We start from the raw sequence: 18,711 nt of genomic DNA on the forward strand, positions 1-18,711 counted from the left end.
GAGCCTATTTTTAAGTAATTAAGGTCTTTCATTCACCCGCAGCTCGCGCCATTAACCGTAAAGAAAAGCCCCGGCCGCATTGGACCGGAGCACCCTTTAATCTCTATTACGCAAACACGCCTCTGACAAGGTTCGTCTGGTTTCGGTCAGGACCGACAGAGAAGACGCTGAGCGGAATACCTGTAAGCTGCGAAATGCGCTCAACATAGAACAGTGCGTTTTTCGGAAGCTCGTGGAGGGATTTCACACCAGTAATATCCTCATCCCAGCCGTCAAGTTCCTCATAGACGGGCTTGCACTCGGCAAGCACTTTAAGCGAGGCCGGGAATTCGTTAATGATTTCACCTTTGTACTCATACGCCACACAGATCTTCAGCTTCTTGATGCCTGAAAGAACATCGATGGAGTTAAGGGACAAATCGGTAATACCGCTCACACGGCGGGCGTGGCGGACGACAACACTGTCAAACCATCCCACACGGCGCGGACGACCTGTAGTTGTACCATACTCGTTTCCTACGTCACGAATCCGGTCACCAATTTCATCGGTAAGCTCCGTTGGGAACGGGCCGTCGCCGACGCGGGTCGTGTAGGCTTTGGAAACACCGACCACATGATTGATTTTTGAAGGACCGACACCGGATCCAATCGTGACACCACCGGCAATCGGGTTTGAAGATGTAACAAAAGGATACGTTCCCTGATCGATATCAAGCATCACACCCTGGGCACCTTCAAAAAGCACACGCTTTCCTGCATCAAGGGCATCGTTGAGCACTACAGATGTATCGATCACATACTTGGCAATCTGCTGGCCGTAATCGTAGTACTCTTCAAGGATTTCCTCTTTCGTAAAGCCGTCTGTTTCGTACACTTTTTCAAGAAGACGGTTTTTGTCACGAAGGTTGACTTCCAGCTTCTCTTCAAACGTTTCCTTATCAAGAAGATCGGCGATACGGATGCCGGTACGTGCTGCTTTATCCATGTACGCGGGGCCGATTCCTTTTTTCGTGGTGCCGATTTTGTTGACCCCTTTGCTTTCTTCCTCTACAGCATCTAGTTTCAGATGATAAGGAAGGATGATATGAGCGCGGTTGCTGATCCGCAGGTTGCTCGTATCCACACCTTTGTCATGAAGATATGCAAGTTCTTCTACAAGAGCTTTCGGATCAATCACCATACCGTTTCCGATTACACACGTTTTATCGCTGTAAAAAATACCGGACGGGATCAGGTGAAGCTTGTATTTCACACCGTCAAACACGATCGTGTGGCCGGCGTTGTTTCCTCCCTGGTAACGGGCAACAAGCTCTGCCTGCTCGGACAGATAGTCCGTGATTTTTCCTTTTCCTTCGTCTCCCCATTGCGTTCCTACTATAACAACCGATGGCATGGTTGAGCACCTCCGCTTTTCGTTCATTTTATTGTGTCGTTCATATACTCTCCAGACAGTCTTATCTATTAACGTTCCCCTGAAAGCTCTTTTCATGAAACCAGTGTAAGTTTATCAGTAGTTCAACGGAAGGTCAACTGAAAGACGAACATTTGTAAAATAAAACACATTTTTCGTTCGTAAATAGTGCATCTTTCACAGAGAAAACCGCCTTTCCAAAAAGAAAAGACGGTTCTTTGTTACGCCCCCGGGGGCATGTTATCTTCGTCGTAACGACGTTCGAGATTGACGAACTTGTTGTATTCCTTCACAAAAGCCAGTTCAACGGTGCCCACGGGACCGTTACGCTGTTTAGCAATAATGATCTCAATGATATCCTTGTTTTCTGATTCCTTGTCGTAATAATCATCGCGGTACAGAAAAGCAACAATATCGGCATCCTGCTCAATACTTCCCGACTCCCGGATGTCACTCATCATCGGACGTTTATCCTGACGGGATTCAACGCCCCGGGAGAGCTGGGAGAGGGCAATAACTGGCACTTCCAGTTCACGGGCAAGTCCCTTGAGGGAACGGGAAATTTCACTTACTTCCTGTTGACGGCCTTCCCCGCTGCGAGCGTCTCCCTGAATGAGCTGCAGATAGTCAATCATAATCATGCCGAGGCCTTTTTCCTGCTTCAGACGCCGGCACTTTGCCCGGATATCATTAACTTTAATACCGGGAGTATCATCGATGTAAATCCCGGCCTTCGAAAGACTTCCCATCGCCATCGTAAGCTTCTGCCAGTCCTCGTCATCAAGCTTTCCCGTCCGCAGACGCTGGGCATCAATGTTCCCTTCGGCACAGAGCATACGCATAATCAGCTGTTCGGCACCCATCTCAAGACTGAAGATCGCCACATTCTCATCGGTGCGCGTCGCCACGTTCTGACTGATGTTCAGTGCAAAAGCGGTTTTCCCTACCGATGGACGGGCGGCCACGATAATCAGGTCGTTTGCCTGAAAGCCGGCAGTCATCCGGTCGAGCTCATTAAACCCCGTCGGCACCCCGGTAATTTCCCCGCTGTGATGCTGCAGGTGTTCAATGTTGTCGTATGCCTCTACAAGAACGTCCTTAATGTCCTTAAATGCACTCGTGTTTTTCCTGTGGGACACCTCAAGAATGGTCTTTTCTGCATCGTTGAGGATCGCGCTTACTTCATCCTCTGCAGCATAGCCGTCTGCAGCGATATTGGTCGCTACTCTGATCAGGCGTCTCAAAAGGGACTTTTCCTCCACCATCTGACTGTAGTATTCCACGTTGGCTGCAGTCGGGACTGCATTGGCTAGATCACTTAAATACGACACACCGCCAATTTCCTCGAGCCATTTTCTCGTTTGCAGTTCGGACGTACACGTGACGAGGTCCACCGGCTCTCCTTTTTCGGAAAGTGCGAGCATGACCGTATAGATCCGCTGATGGGCGGCACGGTAAAAGTCGTCCGGAACTAAACGTTCAGAAGCCGTGACGATGGCTTCATCATCAATGAAGATGGCACCGAGCACGGCTTGTTCGGCTTCGATATTCTGAGGCGGAGTGCGGTCGGCAAATAAATCGCTCATACGTTACTCCCCATTTCGTCTTGCCTGTCATTATCATAATTTCAATCATAAATCGCTCCGTTACGCGTTCATTCGCCCCCTGCAAGCCGCATGTAATGCTATTTAGTGCGGAACAATCCGCGTCGTAAGAACTCCGCTGCACACCTTACGCTCGCTTTCCGCGGCAGTGGCGATGAGCCTCGTCTGCTTTGCCTGCGGGGTCTCATCCGGCCCCTCAATGCCGCAGGAGTCTCGCTACAGGTGTTTCGCTGCGTACGTTACTGCATTACCTTTTTATTAGGCTTTTTTCGTAAAGATCGTTGCTATTGACTAAATCAATTATGGAGCGTAAGACGGCGACTCCAGCGGGAAGCGTCCGTCTGCAGCGAAATAAAACAGCAATTTTTCCGAAAAAAGCTTTTTACCGTCAGGGGCAGCAAGCGTCCGCTTGAAGCGGAAACCTCACAACCATCAGGAGTGGAGCTGCACGTTTAGACTTACTCTTCCGTTACATGAACTTTAACAGTTGCTGTTACTTTCGGATGAATCTTGATGTCCACGTTACGGTAGCCGAGAGCGCGGATCGGTTCGTCGAGCTCGATTTTCCTTTTGTCGACTTTCATTTTCATCTTTTTGAGTGTTTCGGCAATCTGCTTGCTTGTCACGGCACCGAAGAGACGGCCGCCTTCTCCTGCTTTCGCCTTAAGTTCCACTGTTGTGTTTTCCAGCTTCTCTTTGAACGCTTCTGCTTCTTTTAGTTCCTGATCGGCTTTTTTATTCTGGCTTTCCTTTTTCATCTCCAGATCTTTTATATTCCCTTTGTTCGCTTCAATGGCAAGGTTGTTTTTCAGAAGATAGTTGCGGGCATAGCCTTCCGCCACGTTTTTTACTTCTCCTTTTTTACCTTTTCCTTTTACGTCCTGCAGAAAAATCACTTTCATGTGGATTCTCCTCCTTCAAAATAATCGTCTATTTTTTCCTTGAGCAGTTCTTCTGCTTCAGTCAGGTTCATTCCTGACAGCTGGGTGGCAGCATTGGTCAGGTGTCCGCCCCCGTCCATATTCTCCATAATCACCTGAACGTTCACATCTCCGAGTGAGCGTGCACTGATGCTGATGCGTCCGTCATCAAGCTCGGAAATAACAAAAGAGGCGATCACGTTGTTCATTGTCAAAAGGGTATCAGCTGCCTGGGCAATCAGAACCTGGTTGTACGTCTGGCCCTCTTCCCCGATGGCAATGGCCGTCCCTGCCGTATAAACATGGGCGCTTTCCACGAGCTTCGCCCGGCGGACGTAGTGTTCCAGGTCTTCCTTCATTAACTTCTGTACAAGAGTTGTGTCAGCCCCCTGGGCTTTCAGATAGGAAGCCGCGTCAAACGTACGGGAACCCGTACGGATGGCAAAGCTTTTCGTATCCACAATAATCCCTGACAGAAGGGCTGTCGCTTCGAGAACGTCGAGGTTCGGGTGGTTCGGCTGATATTCGAGAAGTTCTGTCACGAGTTCAGCAGTAGACGAGGCGTAAGGCTCCATGTAAACGAGCACCGCGTCTTCGATAAATTCCTCCCCGCGCCGGTGATGGTCGATGACAATCACTTTGTCAACCCGATCCAGAAGCTTGGCATCGATGCAGAGGCTCGGCTTGTGTGTATCCACCACCACCAGGAGCGTATCCTCTGTCATTTCCTCACGGGCTTCCTCAGGCGTAATAAAGTTTGCCCAGAGATCATCATGATCCTGAATGGCTTCAAGAAGCTTATGGACACTGTGGTTTATGTTTTCCGTATCCAGAACGATAAAGGCATCTTTTTTATTTACCTGGGCAATTTTCAGCATCCCGATCGCCGCTCCGATCGCGTCCATATCCGGATTTTTATGGCCCATAATGATGACACGGTCGCTCTCTCTCACAAAGTCGCGGATCGCATGTGAAATGACCCGGGCACGGACGCGGGTCCGTTTTTCCATGGCGTTGGATTTCCCGCCGTAAAAGCGGACTTTCCCGTTCGCCTGTTTGATCGCTACCTGATCACCGCCGCGGCCCAGCGCAAGATCCAGACTCGACTGGGCGAGAGCCCCCAGTTCACGGGGGGACGAATGGCCGCTCCCGACTCCGATACTGAGTGTGAGCGATACCTTTTCACGTGCTGTCACTTCCCGTACCTCATCGAGGAGGGTGAACCTGCTCTGTTCAAGATTATAAAGTGAATCTTCATTAAAAATCGCAATAAAGCGGTCTGAATTGATTCTGCGCAGGAAGATATCCTGCTCCCTGGACCAGGAATTGAGGATGTCTGTCACCTTCGTCAGAAGCTTGCTTCTGAACTGGTCCTCCATGCCCTGAGTAACTTCATCATAGTTATCAAGAAAGACGAGGCCGATAACCGTTTTATCCCGTTCAAAAAGCTCTTTGATTTCCTGTTCCTCTGTGGCGTTGAAAAAGTATAAAAGCCGTTCGTTTCTTTCACTAACAACCCTGTATTTCCGGGCCCCAAGTGTGAGAAGAAACTCCTGTTCCTCTTCCTCCATCCGCTTCGGAAGGTCCTCTGAGACGACACTCAGTTCCTCACCGAGCGTTTCGTTAGCCAGAAGAGCCGCCATATAAGGATTTACCCACTGAATGACACCTTCTTCGTTGTAGAGGATCATGCCGATCGGCAGCTTTGTCACCGCTTCTTCACCGGCTTTATTTACCCGGTAACTGAGGGTGCTTACGTAATCCGTCAGGTCTTTCTCGAAATGGGCTCTTGCCTGGTAAACGTAAATAACGACACCGCCGATTACAAGAAAGCCGACGATCCCGATCTGCCACTGGTAAAAAGTTAAAATACCTGTTAAAAGTATGGCAACACTAAGCAGCGCAATGATGTGATATCCATGCCACCGCTTCATTAGAAAATTAGGCATTCCTCACAACTCCTACCTCTTTGAGTCCAGTCGCTTTCTAAGGTCAAACCCTAAGTCAATTATACCTAAGATGAGCACGATATAAAGCATAATCGGGAAAACCAGACTTGCCAGCAGAATCATAATCGGCAGGGCAACCGTAATTTTTCTGGCGTGGAAAAAATAAAACAGTAAAGCAAACCCCTGGATAATCATCACGGTCTGCAGCACCGGACGAAGATTCTGGATCACGGTATCTCCTGTGCTGCCTGCCTCAAATTCGATAAATGAGGCCAGAATCATAAGCAGGAAATACCAGATAAACGCCTTTGGAAATCCCCATTCCCTCAGGGGAGGAAAAGTATTTACCGTTTCCTTCATCTTCCGCATGATTACAGAGGCGAGCCACTGTGTGGTAAAGGCAAAGGAAACACCAATAAGAATCAGCAGGGCCGGTGTGAGCAGCGGAAGCTGGTCGATAATGTCCATCGCCTGCCCAACCGCGTCCCCCTGATCACCGAGAATGCCGATCATATCGCCGGTCGTCTCGATGGACTCCCGCAGGACATTCTGCAGGGCATAGACAGGGTGCACATCAAGAAGGACAATACTTCCGACAAAATTAATCAGCAGGGCGGAGACAAACGTAAGGGAGCCGCCAAGAAGAACGGCAAAAGCCTCTTTATTTCTTCTGTATAATTCCCCGATCACTACGCCGGTTGCAGCGAAAGTGAGGGTCGTGACGACTGCCAGCGGAAGAGCGAGCAGGAGGAGGATGACAAAACTGAGCGTCAGCAGAAAACTCCCCGCACCTAGACCGTACCGCTTTGTAAAAATAACAAACGGAACTGGAAGCAACAGCATACTGAGAAGACCGATCACCGGAACGAAAAGGGTAATAATGATCAGGGCAACATATATTCCAAGATATATGGATCCGTCTCGTAACGGATTGGGTTCTTTCATTACAATGTTCCCTCGTTTCACGAATAATTTCCATAAGTATCGAATCTTATTGTAGCATGAGACAAAAGTAAACAACAAAAGACAGCAGCGAATGCCCACTGTTCAGTGCAAAAAGAAAAGCACCCGCCGAAAGATACCGAGTGCTTTTCCATGGATTACATAAATGAACTGATGATCAGAATACCAGCTATCGTGAAGCAGTAAATCGCAAAGTACAGAAGTTTTCCGCGAGTAACCATATTGATCAGCAGCTTAATAGCATAGTAGGAAACAATTAGCGCTACCATAAAGGATATTAAATAATACCAAAGCATCCCAGGTGCTGTAATGGCTTCATAAATACGCTGCAGATCAAATACCAGACTTCCGATACTAACTGGAATCGAAAGGAAGAAAGAAAATTTCAGCGCTACTGCAGGTTCAATTTTTCTCGCCATGGCTGCAACAATAGTCGCTCCTGAGCGGCTGATGCCAGGTGCCAGTGCGAGTGTTTGAGCCAGACCGATAATGATCGTATCGAAAATTGTAATCTGAAATTCTTTTTTATGACCACTAAGATTCCGAATCAGCCAGAGTGCTGTTGCAGTAATAAGCAGGGCAAAACCGACATTGCGGATCTCCGCAATTTCACCCCCAATAAAATCGTATAGAAACAATCCGGCAACAACAGCCGGAATTGTACCGATAACGAGCAGCATAGTAAACCTGAATGGTTCCCGGTCATATTCCTTTGGCTTGCGGATATAATTCAGCGTGCCTGCAATAAGTTCAAGCAGGTCCTTTCGATAAATAATGAAGACAGCCACCAGAGAAGCTGCATTTACGAAGATCTCAAAATGAAGATCGGGAACATCCAGTCCGAAAAAGTAGGAAACAATACGAAGGTGTCCGCTTGAGGACACGGGCAGGGGCTCTGTCGCTCCCTGAATAATACCAAGAATAATATATTTCAGCAGTTCGAAAAATTCCATTGCTCAGGACTCCCTTTTATGTAAAGCTCCTGACGCTTTTTGTCAGGCCAATAGTTGTAATTTTACCTTTCCCCTGCCAAACAAGCAACACGTAAAATGTAAAGAATTGCATGGAAAAGCGCAAAAAGCGTCCCTCTGGAGGAGCTTTACTTAACGAAATAGTTAATCACAATCTCAGTAAAATATAGTTAAACAGTAAAAAAACCCGCAGCAACGGGCTGCAGGTTTTTTATAAGCATTATTCTCCAGTCACGTATGGCAGAAGAGCCATTTGACGGGAGCGCTTGATTGCGCGAGTCAGCTGACGCTGATACTTGGCAGAAGTTCCAGTCACACGGCGAGGAAGAATTTTCCCACGCTCGGAGATGAAACGCTTAAGAAGATCAATATCTTTGTAGTCGATTTTCGTAATTTTGTTTACAGTGAAGAAACAAACCTTACGGCGTTTTGGACGTCCACGACGGGCCATTGAAATCACTCCTTATCTTTTAATTTTGTATATCAAACGTTTTGTGTCGGTTATTAGAACGGCAGATCGTCATCGTTGATGTCGATCGGCTTGCCGTCATTTGCGAATGGGTCATCTGAGAAGTCGGATTTACCGCGGCTGCCGCTCTGCTGCCCCGGATTATTTTGATAACCGTCGTTCGGCTGGCCATAGTTTCCGCCGGACTGTTCCCGGTTTCCGCCACCGCCGCCTTTCGTTTCGAGGAACTGTACGCTGTCTGCTACGACTTCCGTCATAAACACACGACGTCCTTCATTATTTTCATAGCTGCGGCTCTGCAGTCGGCCGTCAACACCGGCCATACTTCCTTTTTTCAGGTAGTTGGCTACGTTTTCCGCCTGCTTTCTCCAGACCACAATGTTCAGAAAGTCCGCTTCACGGTTTCCCTGCTGATTTGAGAAAGGTCTGTTTACAGCGAGCGTGAACGTGGCTACTGCAATTCCGTTGGCTGTATAGCGTAATTCAGGATCTTTTGTCAGTCTTCCCACGAGCACCGTACGGTTAAGCATCCGAACTCCTCCCCATCATTATAATTGTCTATTCGTCGTCGCGTACCGCGATGTTACGCATAACGTTTTCGTTGATCTTTACAAGACGATCAAACTCAGAAATGGCTTCAGGGTTTGACTTCACTTTAAGAATTACATAGTAACCCTCTTTGTAGTCATCGATTTCGTAAGCAAGACGCTTCTTGCCAACTTCCTCAACCTTTTCCACTTCTGCGCCGTTATCAGTCAGTACCTTGTTGTATCGCTCAACGATTTCTTTCGTCTGAGCTTCTTCAAGGTTCGGACGTACAATGTACATAATTTCGTAATTGCGCATGGTTTTCCACCTCCTTTTGGTCTAAGCGGTTCCCCGGTTTCGGGGAACAAGGAGCAAGCAGATTTCTCTTTTGCTCGCAATTGTCAATTATAGCAGTAGAGAGACAGAAATACAAGAGGGGCTATGTATATAAAAAGTCTGCTCTGAAAATGACGGATCAGCAGCTTCGCTTCACGCCGTCTGTTTTCTGAAACTAGGTATAAAAAAAGAGAAGCCGCACAGGGGCTCCTCTAATGACATGTAACGTGCTATTCACATGTTGGTTCTCTAGTAAACAAAGAAACTCGTCGAAGCGGAACTTCCCTGATACCCCTGAAGAGAAGAGGACGCTTCTACTGAATAGGTGCCTGTTGCGGTGGAACCGGATGTTCCGACCGTCCATGAAGCGACACCGGAACTGTTAGTGGTTGCTGTATTCGTAAGCGTTGATCCATTTGGACGGGTGATGGTGAAGGTCACCGTCGCGTTGGCAAGCCCCTGTCCGGTTTCATTGGTAACCTGAGCAGTTGACGTCACGTTCTGACCTCGCTGCACATAGAAACGGTCAGTGGTTATACTCGTTTCAGTAATATTGGAAGGACCGCCGCTTCCCCCTGATGCCTGCTGAACCGCTGCGTTGGCGTCAACGATACCGTACCCGTAGAAAGTCGGGCTTCCGGCATACTGAGCAGTGTTCTGCATAATCGATCTGGCATTTGATACCGATAGATTCGGGTTCACCGCTCTCATCAGACCGGCAACACCTGCTGCGTGCGGGGATGCCATCGACGTACCCGAGAATGTGGCATAGCCGTTATTCGGTACGGTGCTGTAAATATTTGAACCAGGTGCCATCAGTTCAAGTCCGCTGCCGTAGTTTGAGAAGTTGGAACGGGCACCTGTAGAGGTTACAGACCCAACCGCAATGACGCTGCTGTACGCCGCCGGATACGAAATACTGCCCGCTCCGTCATTTCCGCTTGCGGCAATCACAATCGAACCGGCATTTACCGCTGTCTGTGCCGCTTCTGCCATACTCTGGTTGTAACCGCCGCCGCCAAGAGACATGTTGATCACGTCGGCCCCGATATCAGCTGAATACAGGATTCCCTGCGTAATGCCGAAAAGTGATCCTGATCCACTGTCATTCAGCACTTTAACCGGAACGAGCGTTGCATTGTGCATCACACCGGACACAGAACCGTAGCTTGCAATAGTACCGGCCACGTGCGTTCCGTGCCCTTGAACATCCATCGTACTTCCTCCCACAAAGCTCTGGCCGAGACTTGTGTTTACTAAGTTTGCGAGACTCTGATGATTGTGGTCAATCCCCGTATCAAGTACAGCCTGAATGACACTTGAGGAGCCTGTCGTTGTCCCCCACGCCTGCGGTGCATTAATCATGTTGTAATGCCACTGCTGGTTCGGGTGCATCTGGGGAGAGACACCGGCAGGTTCCCCGATCGCGTGCATTTCATAGTTCTTCGAGATGTGTCTGATTTCCATTCCGTTCTCTTTGAGCGCTTCAGCCAGCGCCCGTTTCGCTTCTTCTACTGATGCATAAACAGACACATCGTATTCTGCAAGGTAAACGAGCCCCATATTCTTCACAACGGATTCACTGAATTCCTGGTTCGTAAAGGCATTCACTTCAGCAGGATCGCCGAGTCCCATAATAGAATCCGTTATGGCGAATCCCTGTTCTCTCAGGACATCGCCCAAGATCTTCTTGTTTACCCCTTCGATTCCCTTCATTGAAACGTCACTGCTCTTTACCGATACAATTAGCTGCCCCTCTATGTAGGCAGCGTCATCTTTTTCTGAAGCTGCATCAGAGGCCTGCGCGCCAATTCCGGCAGGATTTAAAAACAGACTGAAAACCAACACCGTCATAAGGACCCAAACTGCACTTTTTTTCACATTTTTCTCCTCCATCCATAGTAAGCTGAAAATTCAAAATACTTGAAACAGACCCGTCTTTTGACACACACTATTTGAGCACCTATTCTACCGTTTTTTTCCTGACCTCCTCTCTCTCAGTCCCGAATAACCCCGTTCACCACCGGATCTGAAAAGTTAAAAAAATACTTTCTGGTGCTGTAAAGCCTATTGTATCAGAGGTTTCAGCCGTTGGTTATTGGGAAAAGGACAGGATTTAAGGGGTCGAAAAATGGTCATTTTCCTGTGACTTTCACAAGTATAAATTCTGTTGACTGAAAATTCTGTTATGTCTTATGATTAGGCTGTCACCTGATAAGGCTGAAAATTAAAAAAGAATGGCGGGAGACCTTATGATTGGTCAGAAAATATTTTGCCGGAGAAAGCAGAAGGGGCTCACCCAGGAACAGCTTGCTCATGGTATCTGTTCGATCTCCCATTTGAGTAAAATTGAAAATGGGCACGAGCTTCCCGGAGCAGACATTCTCGCACATCTATGTAAAAGACTCGGAACCTCCTCTGCAGATATTCTGAGAGATGATACGGAAGTGCTGTTTCAGTCCCTGTACAAATGGTACGCGTCTGTGAATAACCGTGATGAAACGAAAGCAGCTGAGCTGGCCGGCATTATCAGACGGCAGGCAGAGAGCACGCACGATTCTGAAGCCCTGCTGTACTGGAAGCTTTTTCGTGTATGGTATCTGCTCTATCTTCGTAAAACGGAAGAAGCCGGAAGCCTTCTTGAAGAGATCTGTCCTTACCGGGAACGCCTGCAGACGAAAGCAGGATACTTTTTTCATTTGTTTTCCGGGTTTTATCATTGCCTTACTGAGGATTATCTTCAGGCCCTCGGGCATCTTCTCGATGCTGAGGAGCGAATGGAAGAATCGGGAGGAAGTGACCCGGAACTTTACTACCAGATGGCACTCGTGAATATGAATCTGCATCGTACCTACTATTCCATTGAAAGCGCCGGCAAGGCTGCTGACCACTATACAAAAGAACTGAATTACATCCGTACCATCGACTGTGAAATCCTGCTCTCTGTGAATAAAGCGAGGCTGAAGCAGTTTGCCCAGGCTGAAAAACATCTCAATCATGCCCGGGAAGCCTCTTCCCTTCTTTCCAGCGACATGCATGCAGCTGTGATCTATCATAACTACGGCTACCTGAAATACTGTCAGGGTGAGGTACTGGACTCACTTCCATTTTTCATTAAAAGTAAACATCTTGGTGAGAGCAGGCAGTACGAAGAAAGAATACGGACGGCCTATTGTCTGGGCCGGGCCTATTATGAACTGAAGAATTTCGAGACAGCCGGCCGGTGGATCAGCCAGGGCAAGGAAATGGCCATCAGGCACGGGCTCAATGAATTTTATCTTCATTTCAAAGTACTTGCATTCCGCAACACCGGATCACTTGACCTTGACTATGAAATGCTGCTGAAAAACGAGGTGATTCCTTATTTCACGGAAAAGCAGCTGTGGCATCACGCGGCAAACTATGCCGAGCTGCTCGCTGAGTATTACGCTTCTGCCAACCGTTACAAATGGTCAGCCCATTATTTTTCTTTCGTGAACAAATCACGGGAAAAAATCTATGAATGGACACCCTGCTGACAGTGTCAGGCAGGACAAGAGCGGAGTATAAAAGAAAGTCTCTGTTAAAGCTTAATATTGATATTTTTCTATCATTGATTGAAGCGAACGCGCGACACCTGTGGGAACAGCGCCGGCTGAAGACCCCGCAGGGTGCTCTTCCCGAGGAGGCTGAAGCGGTGCCCGCGGAAAGGGAGCGCAGTGAGCGGAAAACAACAACAGACTTTAACAGAGCAAAAAAAGGCTCCGAGACCCAAACAGGTCCGGAGCTTTTCGGTATATTTCGCTGTGAAACTATACGTTGAAACGGAAATGAACAACATCGCCGTCTTGGACGACATAGTCTTTTCCTTCGAGTCTTACTTTCCCTTTTTCTTTCGCCACGCTCATGCTTCCTGCTTCTGTAAGGTCATCGTAGGAAACCACTTCGGCCCGGATGAATCCGCGCTCAAAGTCCGTGTGAATGACGCCCGCAGCCTGTGGTGCTCTCGTGCCATGCTTAATTGTCCATGCACGGACTTCCTGCTTCCCGGCCGTGAAGTACGTTTCAAGGCCCAGCAGGTTATATGCTGCTTTAATCAGCTGGTCGAGACCTGATTCTTCAATTCCGAGATCGTCAAGAAACTCCTGCTTCTCTTCCCCTTCAAGCTCGGCAATTTCAGATTCGATTTTCGCACATACCACAATCACTTCCGAATTTTCTTCTTTGGCAAACTCACGGACGCGCTGAACGTTCGGATTACTGTCGGCATCAAGAATTTCCTCTTCGCTTACGTTTGCTGCGTAGAGAACCGGCTTCATTGTCAGAAGATGCATGCCTTTGGCAAACTTCGTCTGCTCTTCTGTGAGAGAAACACTCCGTGCCGGCTTTTCATTTTCAAAGGCATCTCTGAACTTTTCCAGAATCTCAAGTTCGAACATGGCTTCTTTATCTTTCTGGCGGGCCATTTTCCCCACTTTGGCAAGACGTTTTTCGACCGTCTCCATATCAGCAAGAATCAGTTCCAGATTAATAACTTCGATGTCACGGATCGGATCCACACTTCCGGAAACGTGGGTAATGTTATCGTCATTAAAACAGCGGACTACGTGGGAGATAGCATCCACCTGGCGGATATGGGAAAGAAATTTGTTTCCGAGGCCTTCCCCTTTGCTTGCCCCTTCCACAATCCCTGCGATATCAGTAAATTCAAAAGCAGTGGGAACCGTTTTATGAGGCTCCACCATTTCCGTGAGTTTATCAAGACGCTCATCGGGCACTTCCACGATCCCCACGTTCGGGTCAATCGTACAGAACGGATAGTTGGCCGATTCGGCTCCAGCCTGGGTAATTGCATTAAACAGTGTGGACTTTCCTACGTTCGGAAGCCCGACAATTCCGGTTGTTAACGCCATAAAGCATACTCCTTTATTTAAGGTGTTCCCGCTCGTATGGGAACACTGAAATTTGAATGTTTATTATAAAAAAAACGCTATTACACCCTTAACAATTATAGTGATATCCCCTCAAAAAGACAAGGGCATGATGTTCACACGCAGGGACATCTTCAGTCAATCCTGATGGTTGACCCCAATATGACAAAAAAGAGTGCTTTAAAAGGACCGTCTCCTCTTAAAGCACTCTCTGTTATTCTTCATGGTGTTCGAGTACTTTTTTCATTTTCTTCGCAAAATCCCTGCGGGGCAGCATTACGCTGTGGTCACACCCGAGACATTTGATGCGGATATCCATTCCCATTCGGATAATTTTCCACCTGTTTTCCCCGCACGGATGGGGCTTTTTCATTTCCACGACATCCCGCAGACCGAACTGCTTTTCCATCCCTGTCACCTCGCCGTTCTGAATTTCCTTTTCCCATTATACATGACCGCAGGCGGAACGGTAAGGGTTGGACCACGGGATTTTATCCATTATCTCAGCGGGGCTTCATCGAACTTATTCAGAATCGGATAAAGAAGAATCGCCGCGAGAATATACAGGTTCAAAACGCCGTAAAGCGGATACAGAATGGAGATGAGTGTGGAAAATCCAATCGTGGTGAGCGGAACCATGGCAAGAGCAAGAATCAGGGAGATGAGCCAGTACGGGAGCCCCATATACTCTCTGAGTCTTGTACATAAACCGAGCATCCCTGAAGCTGCTGTTGTATAAATAGCTGCCCACAAAAGGCCTGACATGACAAGGACCATAAAGTACGGATAATGCTTCAGAATGGCAAATAAGGGTATTTCATATAACATAACTTCATGGGCCACCACCAGGAGCGACTCGTTATACAGAAACGATATGATCCCCATAATCAAAGCGCTTCCGCCGCTTGCGATCCAAATTTCACCAGGGTGCCTGATTTTACTGCCCACCGCCGCCAGTACAGCGACCAGGGGCAGAATATTGAGGGCTGTAAATGTGAATGCGGTCGGCCAGTTGTGCTGTGCCTCCAGGTTAAACGTAATTTCGAACCCGGTTGTCCACTGAAACGTTATGAGGGTGCCCACAAGAAAAACGATCAGCACAGGAATGATCACCGCGTTCATGGAGGTCATGCCGGATATTCCCCAGATAAACAGCATCACCAGAAGACCCGAAATGATCAGCACACCGTACCAGTAAGGGATATGAAGCACCTCAAGGGTCGCCCCTCCCCCGGCAATCATAATAACGGTCACAGAAAAAAGATAAAGGATAATCATTCCGTCGTACAGACCGGTAAGCCGCCTGCCCATCAGTTCACGGAGGACAGGCAGGTAATGACCGCTTTTCTGCTCATAGCTGATCGTCATCAGCACATTGCAGCAAATAAAGAAAAGGATCGCAAACAAAACAATAGCCAGGCCGCTTTCGCTGCCGAAAAATTCCCAAAGTTCCCGGCCGGAAGCGTATCCTGCTCCAATAATGGTGCCGATAATCAGAAACATCCATTTAAACCCTGCTAACCACATGATCTCTTTCCCCATTTCCTTCCGTTTTCGGGTGTATAGATCTGCGAAAGATTCCGTATACTGTTAATACTATTTGGGAAAAGGGGGTTGTATGATGTTTCGTGGACAACTTTTTAAAAATCGCCGCCAGACGCCGTACCGCATCCATGTAAAAGAAACTCATGCAGCAAAGGAACTGGCGGCGCAGGTAAGACATGCGGTTTCAACTGCCAGACCAAGAGAACTTGTGGTTGTCTGCATCGGCTCAGACAGGTCGACAGGAGACAGTCTCGGTCCTCTCATCGGAACGAAACTGGAAGAAAACGGCCTTGGCACCTGGACCGTATACGGTACGCTGAGAAGCCCGGTTCATGCTGTGAACCTGGAAGATACACTAAAGAGAATCGAAAACACACATCAGGATCCTTACATCATCGCGGTTGACGCCTGTCTCGGACGTTCCACAAGCGTGGGCTATATCTGTTTCGGAGAAGGCCCGCTTAAACCCGGATCGGCAGTAAATAAAAAGCTGCCGCCTGTAGGCGATGTTCATCTGACCGGTATTGTCAACGTTGGCGGTGTAATGGAGATGATGGTGCTGCAGAACACTCGTCTCTCTGAAGTGATGGAAATGGCTGGTGTAATGGGTGAGGCGATCCTGGAAGCCTCCAGAGAGCTTGCGGCCCCGAGAAAAAAATTCAGTTGGCCTATACTGCCTGCTGCTCCGAAGCAGCAGGGATAAAAGAAAAAGCGTCTCCTCAAAAGGAAACGCTTTTTTGTATGCCCTTTTTCGTTGCTTAAAGACATTACATGCGGTGTGACACCATGGTAAATAAAAAGGCTGTTTTCGGAAAGATTGTTGTTTTTTACGCTGCAGTCGGACGCTTTCCGCGGGCAACGCCTCAGTCTCCTCGGGAAAACCACCCTGTGGGGTCTTCGGCTGTTGCTGTTCCCGCTGGAGTCGCCGCCTTCCGCTTTAAATTAATTCGGTCAATGGCAACAATCTATCCGAACACAGCTAATAAGAATGATCAGGTTCTTACGCACGTAGCTTCACGACGGCAGTGAGACTCCTGCGGCAATGGAGGCCAGGCGAGACCCCGCAGGCACAGCCGAGGAGGCTTGCCGGCATCGCCGCGGAAAGCGAACGGACGGCGTGAAGCGAAGCTTCAGTTCAGTCATTTTATGGCATCTTTTTTGTATGCCCTGTGTATTAAATCAGGCTCATCACCCAGACAAACAGCACAGCCAGAGGAATGGCCGGAAGAAGATTCGCCACCCGCACCGGTTTTACTCCGAGAATATTGAGCCCGATTGCCAGGATCATGATCCCTCCCACTGCTGTAATTTCAGCGATAAAAAGATCCATCAGTGAATTCGGGACATAAGTGACAATGACAGCTGCCGCCAGTGCGATCGAGCCTTGGTAAAGAACGACCGGAACAGCCGAAAATAAAACTCCGATCCCCATTGTTGCTGCGAAAATCATGGACGAAAAACCGTCAAGAAGGCTCTTCGTGTATAAAACAGAATGGTCGTTCCGCAGGCCGCTGTCCAGCGCTCCGATAACCGCCATGGCCCCCACGACGAAAAGCAGCGTCGCCGCTACAAAACCTCCGGCAAAATTCCCTTCAGACGAAGGGCGTTTCAGTTTACGTTCAAGAACAGCCCCTGCCTGGTTTAATTTCCCTTCAATATCCATCCACTCACCAAGTATGCCTCCGATTGCCAGACTGAAAATTGCCAGAAGAAACTGCTGGCCTTCCAGAGCCATTGAGATACCTAAAATTACGACGGCAAGTCCGATCGCTTTCATTACCGTGTCCTTCATACCTGACGGGATTTTCTGAAGTTTCACTCCGATACTGGCACCGATGATAATCGCCAGACCGTTAACAATCGTCCCTGTTAAAACCATGCTGCTGTCTCCTATTCTGCAAGCCCTTCCCTGATTTCTTCAAGTGCGTTCAAAAAAGAGCTGATTTCATCTATGGTATTGTACGGCCCAACACTCACCCGGATCAGTCCTATGTCGGCAGTAGCCAGTGCCTGATGAGCCAAAGGGGCACAATGAAGTCCAGCTCTGACTGCGATGTCGTAATGCTCATCGAGAATCATCGCCACTTCATGAACATCTGCTCCTTCCATCTTAAACGATACGACACCGAGCCGTTCTGCGCCTTTAACTGTATAGACACGGATTCCCGGCATGTTCGAAAGTCCGGTGAGAAGAGCGTCCGTCATCTCCTTTTCCCTTTTACGAATGGTATCAAGGCCAATTGACTTTACTTCCTCAAGGCCGGCAAGAAGCCCGGCGATTCCTGGTGTATTCAGAGTACCGCTCTGGAACCCTGCCGGCCATACGTCAGGCTGCAGTGGTTCTTCAGAATGGCTGCCGGTTCCTCCGAAAATAATCGGTTTCAATGAAGGGCGGCTGCCGGCAATCAGAACACCGGCCCCCTGGGGTCCGAGCAGCCCTTTATGGGCGGGAAACGCAAGCAGGTCAATTGACCAGTCCTCCATTCTTATATCAAGGACTCCTGCGGTCTGAGAAGCATCAACGAGAAAGACGGCGTCCCTGTCTTTAAGACAGTTTCCCCATTCCTGAACCGGTGTGATGGACCCCGTCACATTCGAACCATGAGTGGCTGCCACAAGCCGGGTTTCAGGTCTTAATGCCTCTTCTAACTGCTCTTTGGTAAATACACCGTTTTCATTAGGAATGATGTACGTAATCCGGACCTTTTTTTCCTCTCTCAGCCACTCAAGGGGTCTCCTGACCGAGTTATGCTCATAGGCCGTAGCAACCACGTGGTCTCCTTCGGTAAGATCCAGTCCCAGTATTCCCTGATTCAGTGCCTGTGTCGCATTCTGATAGAACAATACCCGTTCAGCCTGGCTGCACTGAAAAAAAGTCGCCAGTTCTTTTCTTGCCCGGCTGATCGTGTCAGAAGCACGTCGGGCCAGTCGGTGTCCACTTCTCCCGGGATTGGCGCCATATTCATCAATCGCTTCGCACACCGCTCTGGAAACGGAAGGCGGTTTTGGAAAGCTTGACGCTGCCTGATCCAGATAAATCATCCTGATGCCCCCTCTTCTCTTTCTGCAAGACTGAAAAAAAGGAGTGTGCCGAAAAAAGGCACT

General features: G+C 48.5%; 17 protein-coding genes. 2 read left to right on the forward strand and 15 right to left on the reverse strand.

What is annotated here, in order from left to right; translation table 11 throughout:
* Positions 1-106 precede the first annotated feature (106 nt).
* The 10 genes from CR205_RS17965 to CR205_RS18010 form a co-directional block, all read right to left on the reverse strand.
* Complete coding sequence (locus CR205_RS17965) at positions 107-1,393, reverse strand: adenylosuccinate synthase (protein WP_110521508.1); 1,287 nt, start codon at positions 1,391-1,393, stop codon at positions 107-109.
* Positions 1,394-1,632: 239 nt separating this feature from the next.
* Positions 1,633-2,997, reverse strand: coding sequence for a replicative DNA helicase (dnaB, locus tag CR205_RS17970; RefSeq protein WP_110521509.1), 1,365 nt, complete (start codon positions 2,995-2,997; stop codon positions 1,633-1,635).
* 476 nt (positions 2,998-3,473) lie between these two features.
* On the reverse strand, positions 3,474-3,917 hold the full coding sequence (gene rplI / locus CR205_RS17975; RefSeq protein WP_110521510.1) for a 50S ribosomal protein L9: 444 nt from the start codon (positions 3,915-3,917) through the stop codon (positions 3,474-3,476).
* On the reverse strand, positions 3,914-5,884 hold the full coding sequence (locus CR205_RS17980; protein ID WP_110521511.1) for a DHH family phosphoesterase: 1,971 nt from the start codon (positions 5,882-5,884) through the stop codon (positions 3,914-3,916). The genes rplI and CR205_RS17980 overlap by 4 nt, the downstream gene beginning before the upstream one ends.
* A gap of 12 nt (positions 5,885-5,896) precedes the next feature.
* Positions 5,897-6,829, reverse strand: a complete 933-nt coding sequence (locus tag CR205_RS17985) for a YybS family protein (RefSeq protein ID WP_110521512.1) — start codon at positions 6,827-6,829, stop codon at positions 5,897-5,899.
* A gap of 155 nt (positions 6,830-6,984) precedes the next feature.
* Complete coding sequence (locus CR205_RS17990) at positions 6,985-7,800, reverse strand: undecaprenyl-diphosphate phosphatase (RefSeq protein WP_110521513.1); 816 nt, start codon at positions 7,798-7,800, stop codon at positions 6,985-6,987.
* Positions 7,801-8,038: 238 nt separating this feature from the next.
* Positions 8,039-8,269, reverse strand: coding sequence for a 30S ribosomal protein S18 (gene rpsR, locus CR205_RS17995; protein WP_110521514.1), 231 nt, complete (start codon positions 8,267-8,269; stop codon positions 8,039-8,041).
* A gap of 53 nt (positions 8,270-8,322) precedes the next feature.
* On the reverse strand, positions 8,323-8,817 hold the full coding sequence (ssb, locus tag CR205_RS18000; protein ID WP_110521515.1) for a single-stranded DNA-binding protein: 495 nt from the start codon (positions 8,815-8,817) through the stop codon (positions 8,323-8,325).
* Positions 8,818-8,845: 28 nt separating this feature from the next.
* Complete coding sequence (gene rpsF / locus CR205_RS18005; protein WP_110521516.1) at positions 8,846-9,133, reverse strand: 30S ribosomal protein S6; 288 nt, start codon at positions 9,131-9,133, stop codon at positions 8,846-8,848.
* Between the two features lie 267 nt (positions 9,134-9,400).
* The gene (locus CR205_RS18010) at positions 9,401-11,032 is read right to left on the reverse strand and encodes a S8 family serine peptidase (RefSeq protein ID WP_236634886.1); all 1,632 of its coding nucleotides are present in this window, start codon (positions 11,030-11,032) and stop codon (positions 9,401-9,403) included.
* Between the two features lie 371 nt (positions 11,033-11,403).
* Between CR205_RS18010 and CR205_RS18015 the strand changes: the two genes are divergently transcribed.
* Entirely contained in the window at positions 11,404-12,669 is a 1,266-nt protein-coding gene (locus tag CR205_RS18015; protein WP_161524832.1) for a helix-turn-helix domain-containing protein, read from the forward strand.
* A gap of 273 nt (positions 12,670-12,942) precedes the next feature.
* On the opposite strand, the gene ychF is transcribed toward CR205_RS18015, so the two are convergent.
* The 3 genes from ychF to CR205_RS18035 form a co-directional block, all read right to left on the reverse strand.
* Complete coding sequence (ychF, locus tag CR205_RS18025; protein WP_110521519.1) at positions 12,943-14,043, reverse strand: redox-regulated ATPase YchF; 1,101 nt, start codon at positions 14,041-14,043, stop codon at positions 12,943-12,945.
* Positions 14,044-14,275: 232 nt separating this feature from the next.
* Positions 14,276-14,470, reverse strand: coding sequence for a DUF951 domain-containing protein (locus CR205_RS18030; RefSeq protein WP_110521520.1), 195 nt, complete (start codon positions 14,468-14,470; stop codon positions 14,276-14,278).
* 89 nt (positions 14,471-14,559) lie between these two features.
* The gene (locus CR205_RS18035) at positions 14,560-15,588 is read right to left on the reverse strand and encodes a YkvI family membrane protein (RefSeq protein ID WP_110521521.1); all 1,029 of its coding nucleotides are present in this window, start codon (positions 15,586-15,588) and stop codon (positions 14,560-14,562) included.
* A gap of 91 nt (positions 15,589-15,679) precedes the next feature.
* Between CR205_RS18035 and yyaC the strand changes: the two genes are divergently transcribed.
* Positions 15,680-16,309 carry a spore protease YyaC gene (gene yyaC / locus CR205_RS18040; protein ID WP_407923581.1) on the forward strand — a complete coding sequence of 210 codons (630 nt, stop codon included), beginning with the start codon at positions 15,680-15,682 and terminating at the stop codon, positions 16,307-16,309.
* A gap of 471 nt (positions 16,310-16,780) precedes the next feature.
* Here the strand turns inward: yyaC and CR205_RS18050 are convergent, their stop codons facing one another.
* Complete coding sequence (locus CR205_RS18050) at positions 16,781-17,485, reverse strand: DUF554 domain-containing protein (protein WP_110521524.1); 705 nt, start codon at positions 17,483-17,485, stop codon at positions 16,781-16,783.
* 11 nt (positions 17,486-17,496) lie between these two features.
* Positions 17,497-18,648: an aminotransferase class V-fold PLP-dependent enzyme gene (locus tag CR205_RS18055; RefSeq protein WP_110521525.1), complete on the reverse strand. Its 1,152-nt coding sequence runs from the start codon at positions 18,646-18,648 to the stop codon at positions 17,497-17,499.
* Positions 18,649-18,711 lie beyond the last annotated feature (63 nt).

Origin of the sequence: Alteribacter lacisalsi, from assembly GCF_003226345.1 — a bacterium.
Lineage (GTDB): Bacteria > Bacillota > Bacilli > Bacillales > Salisediminibacteriaceae > Alteribacter > Alteribacter lacisalsi.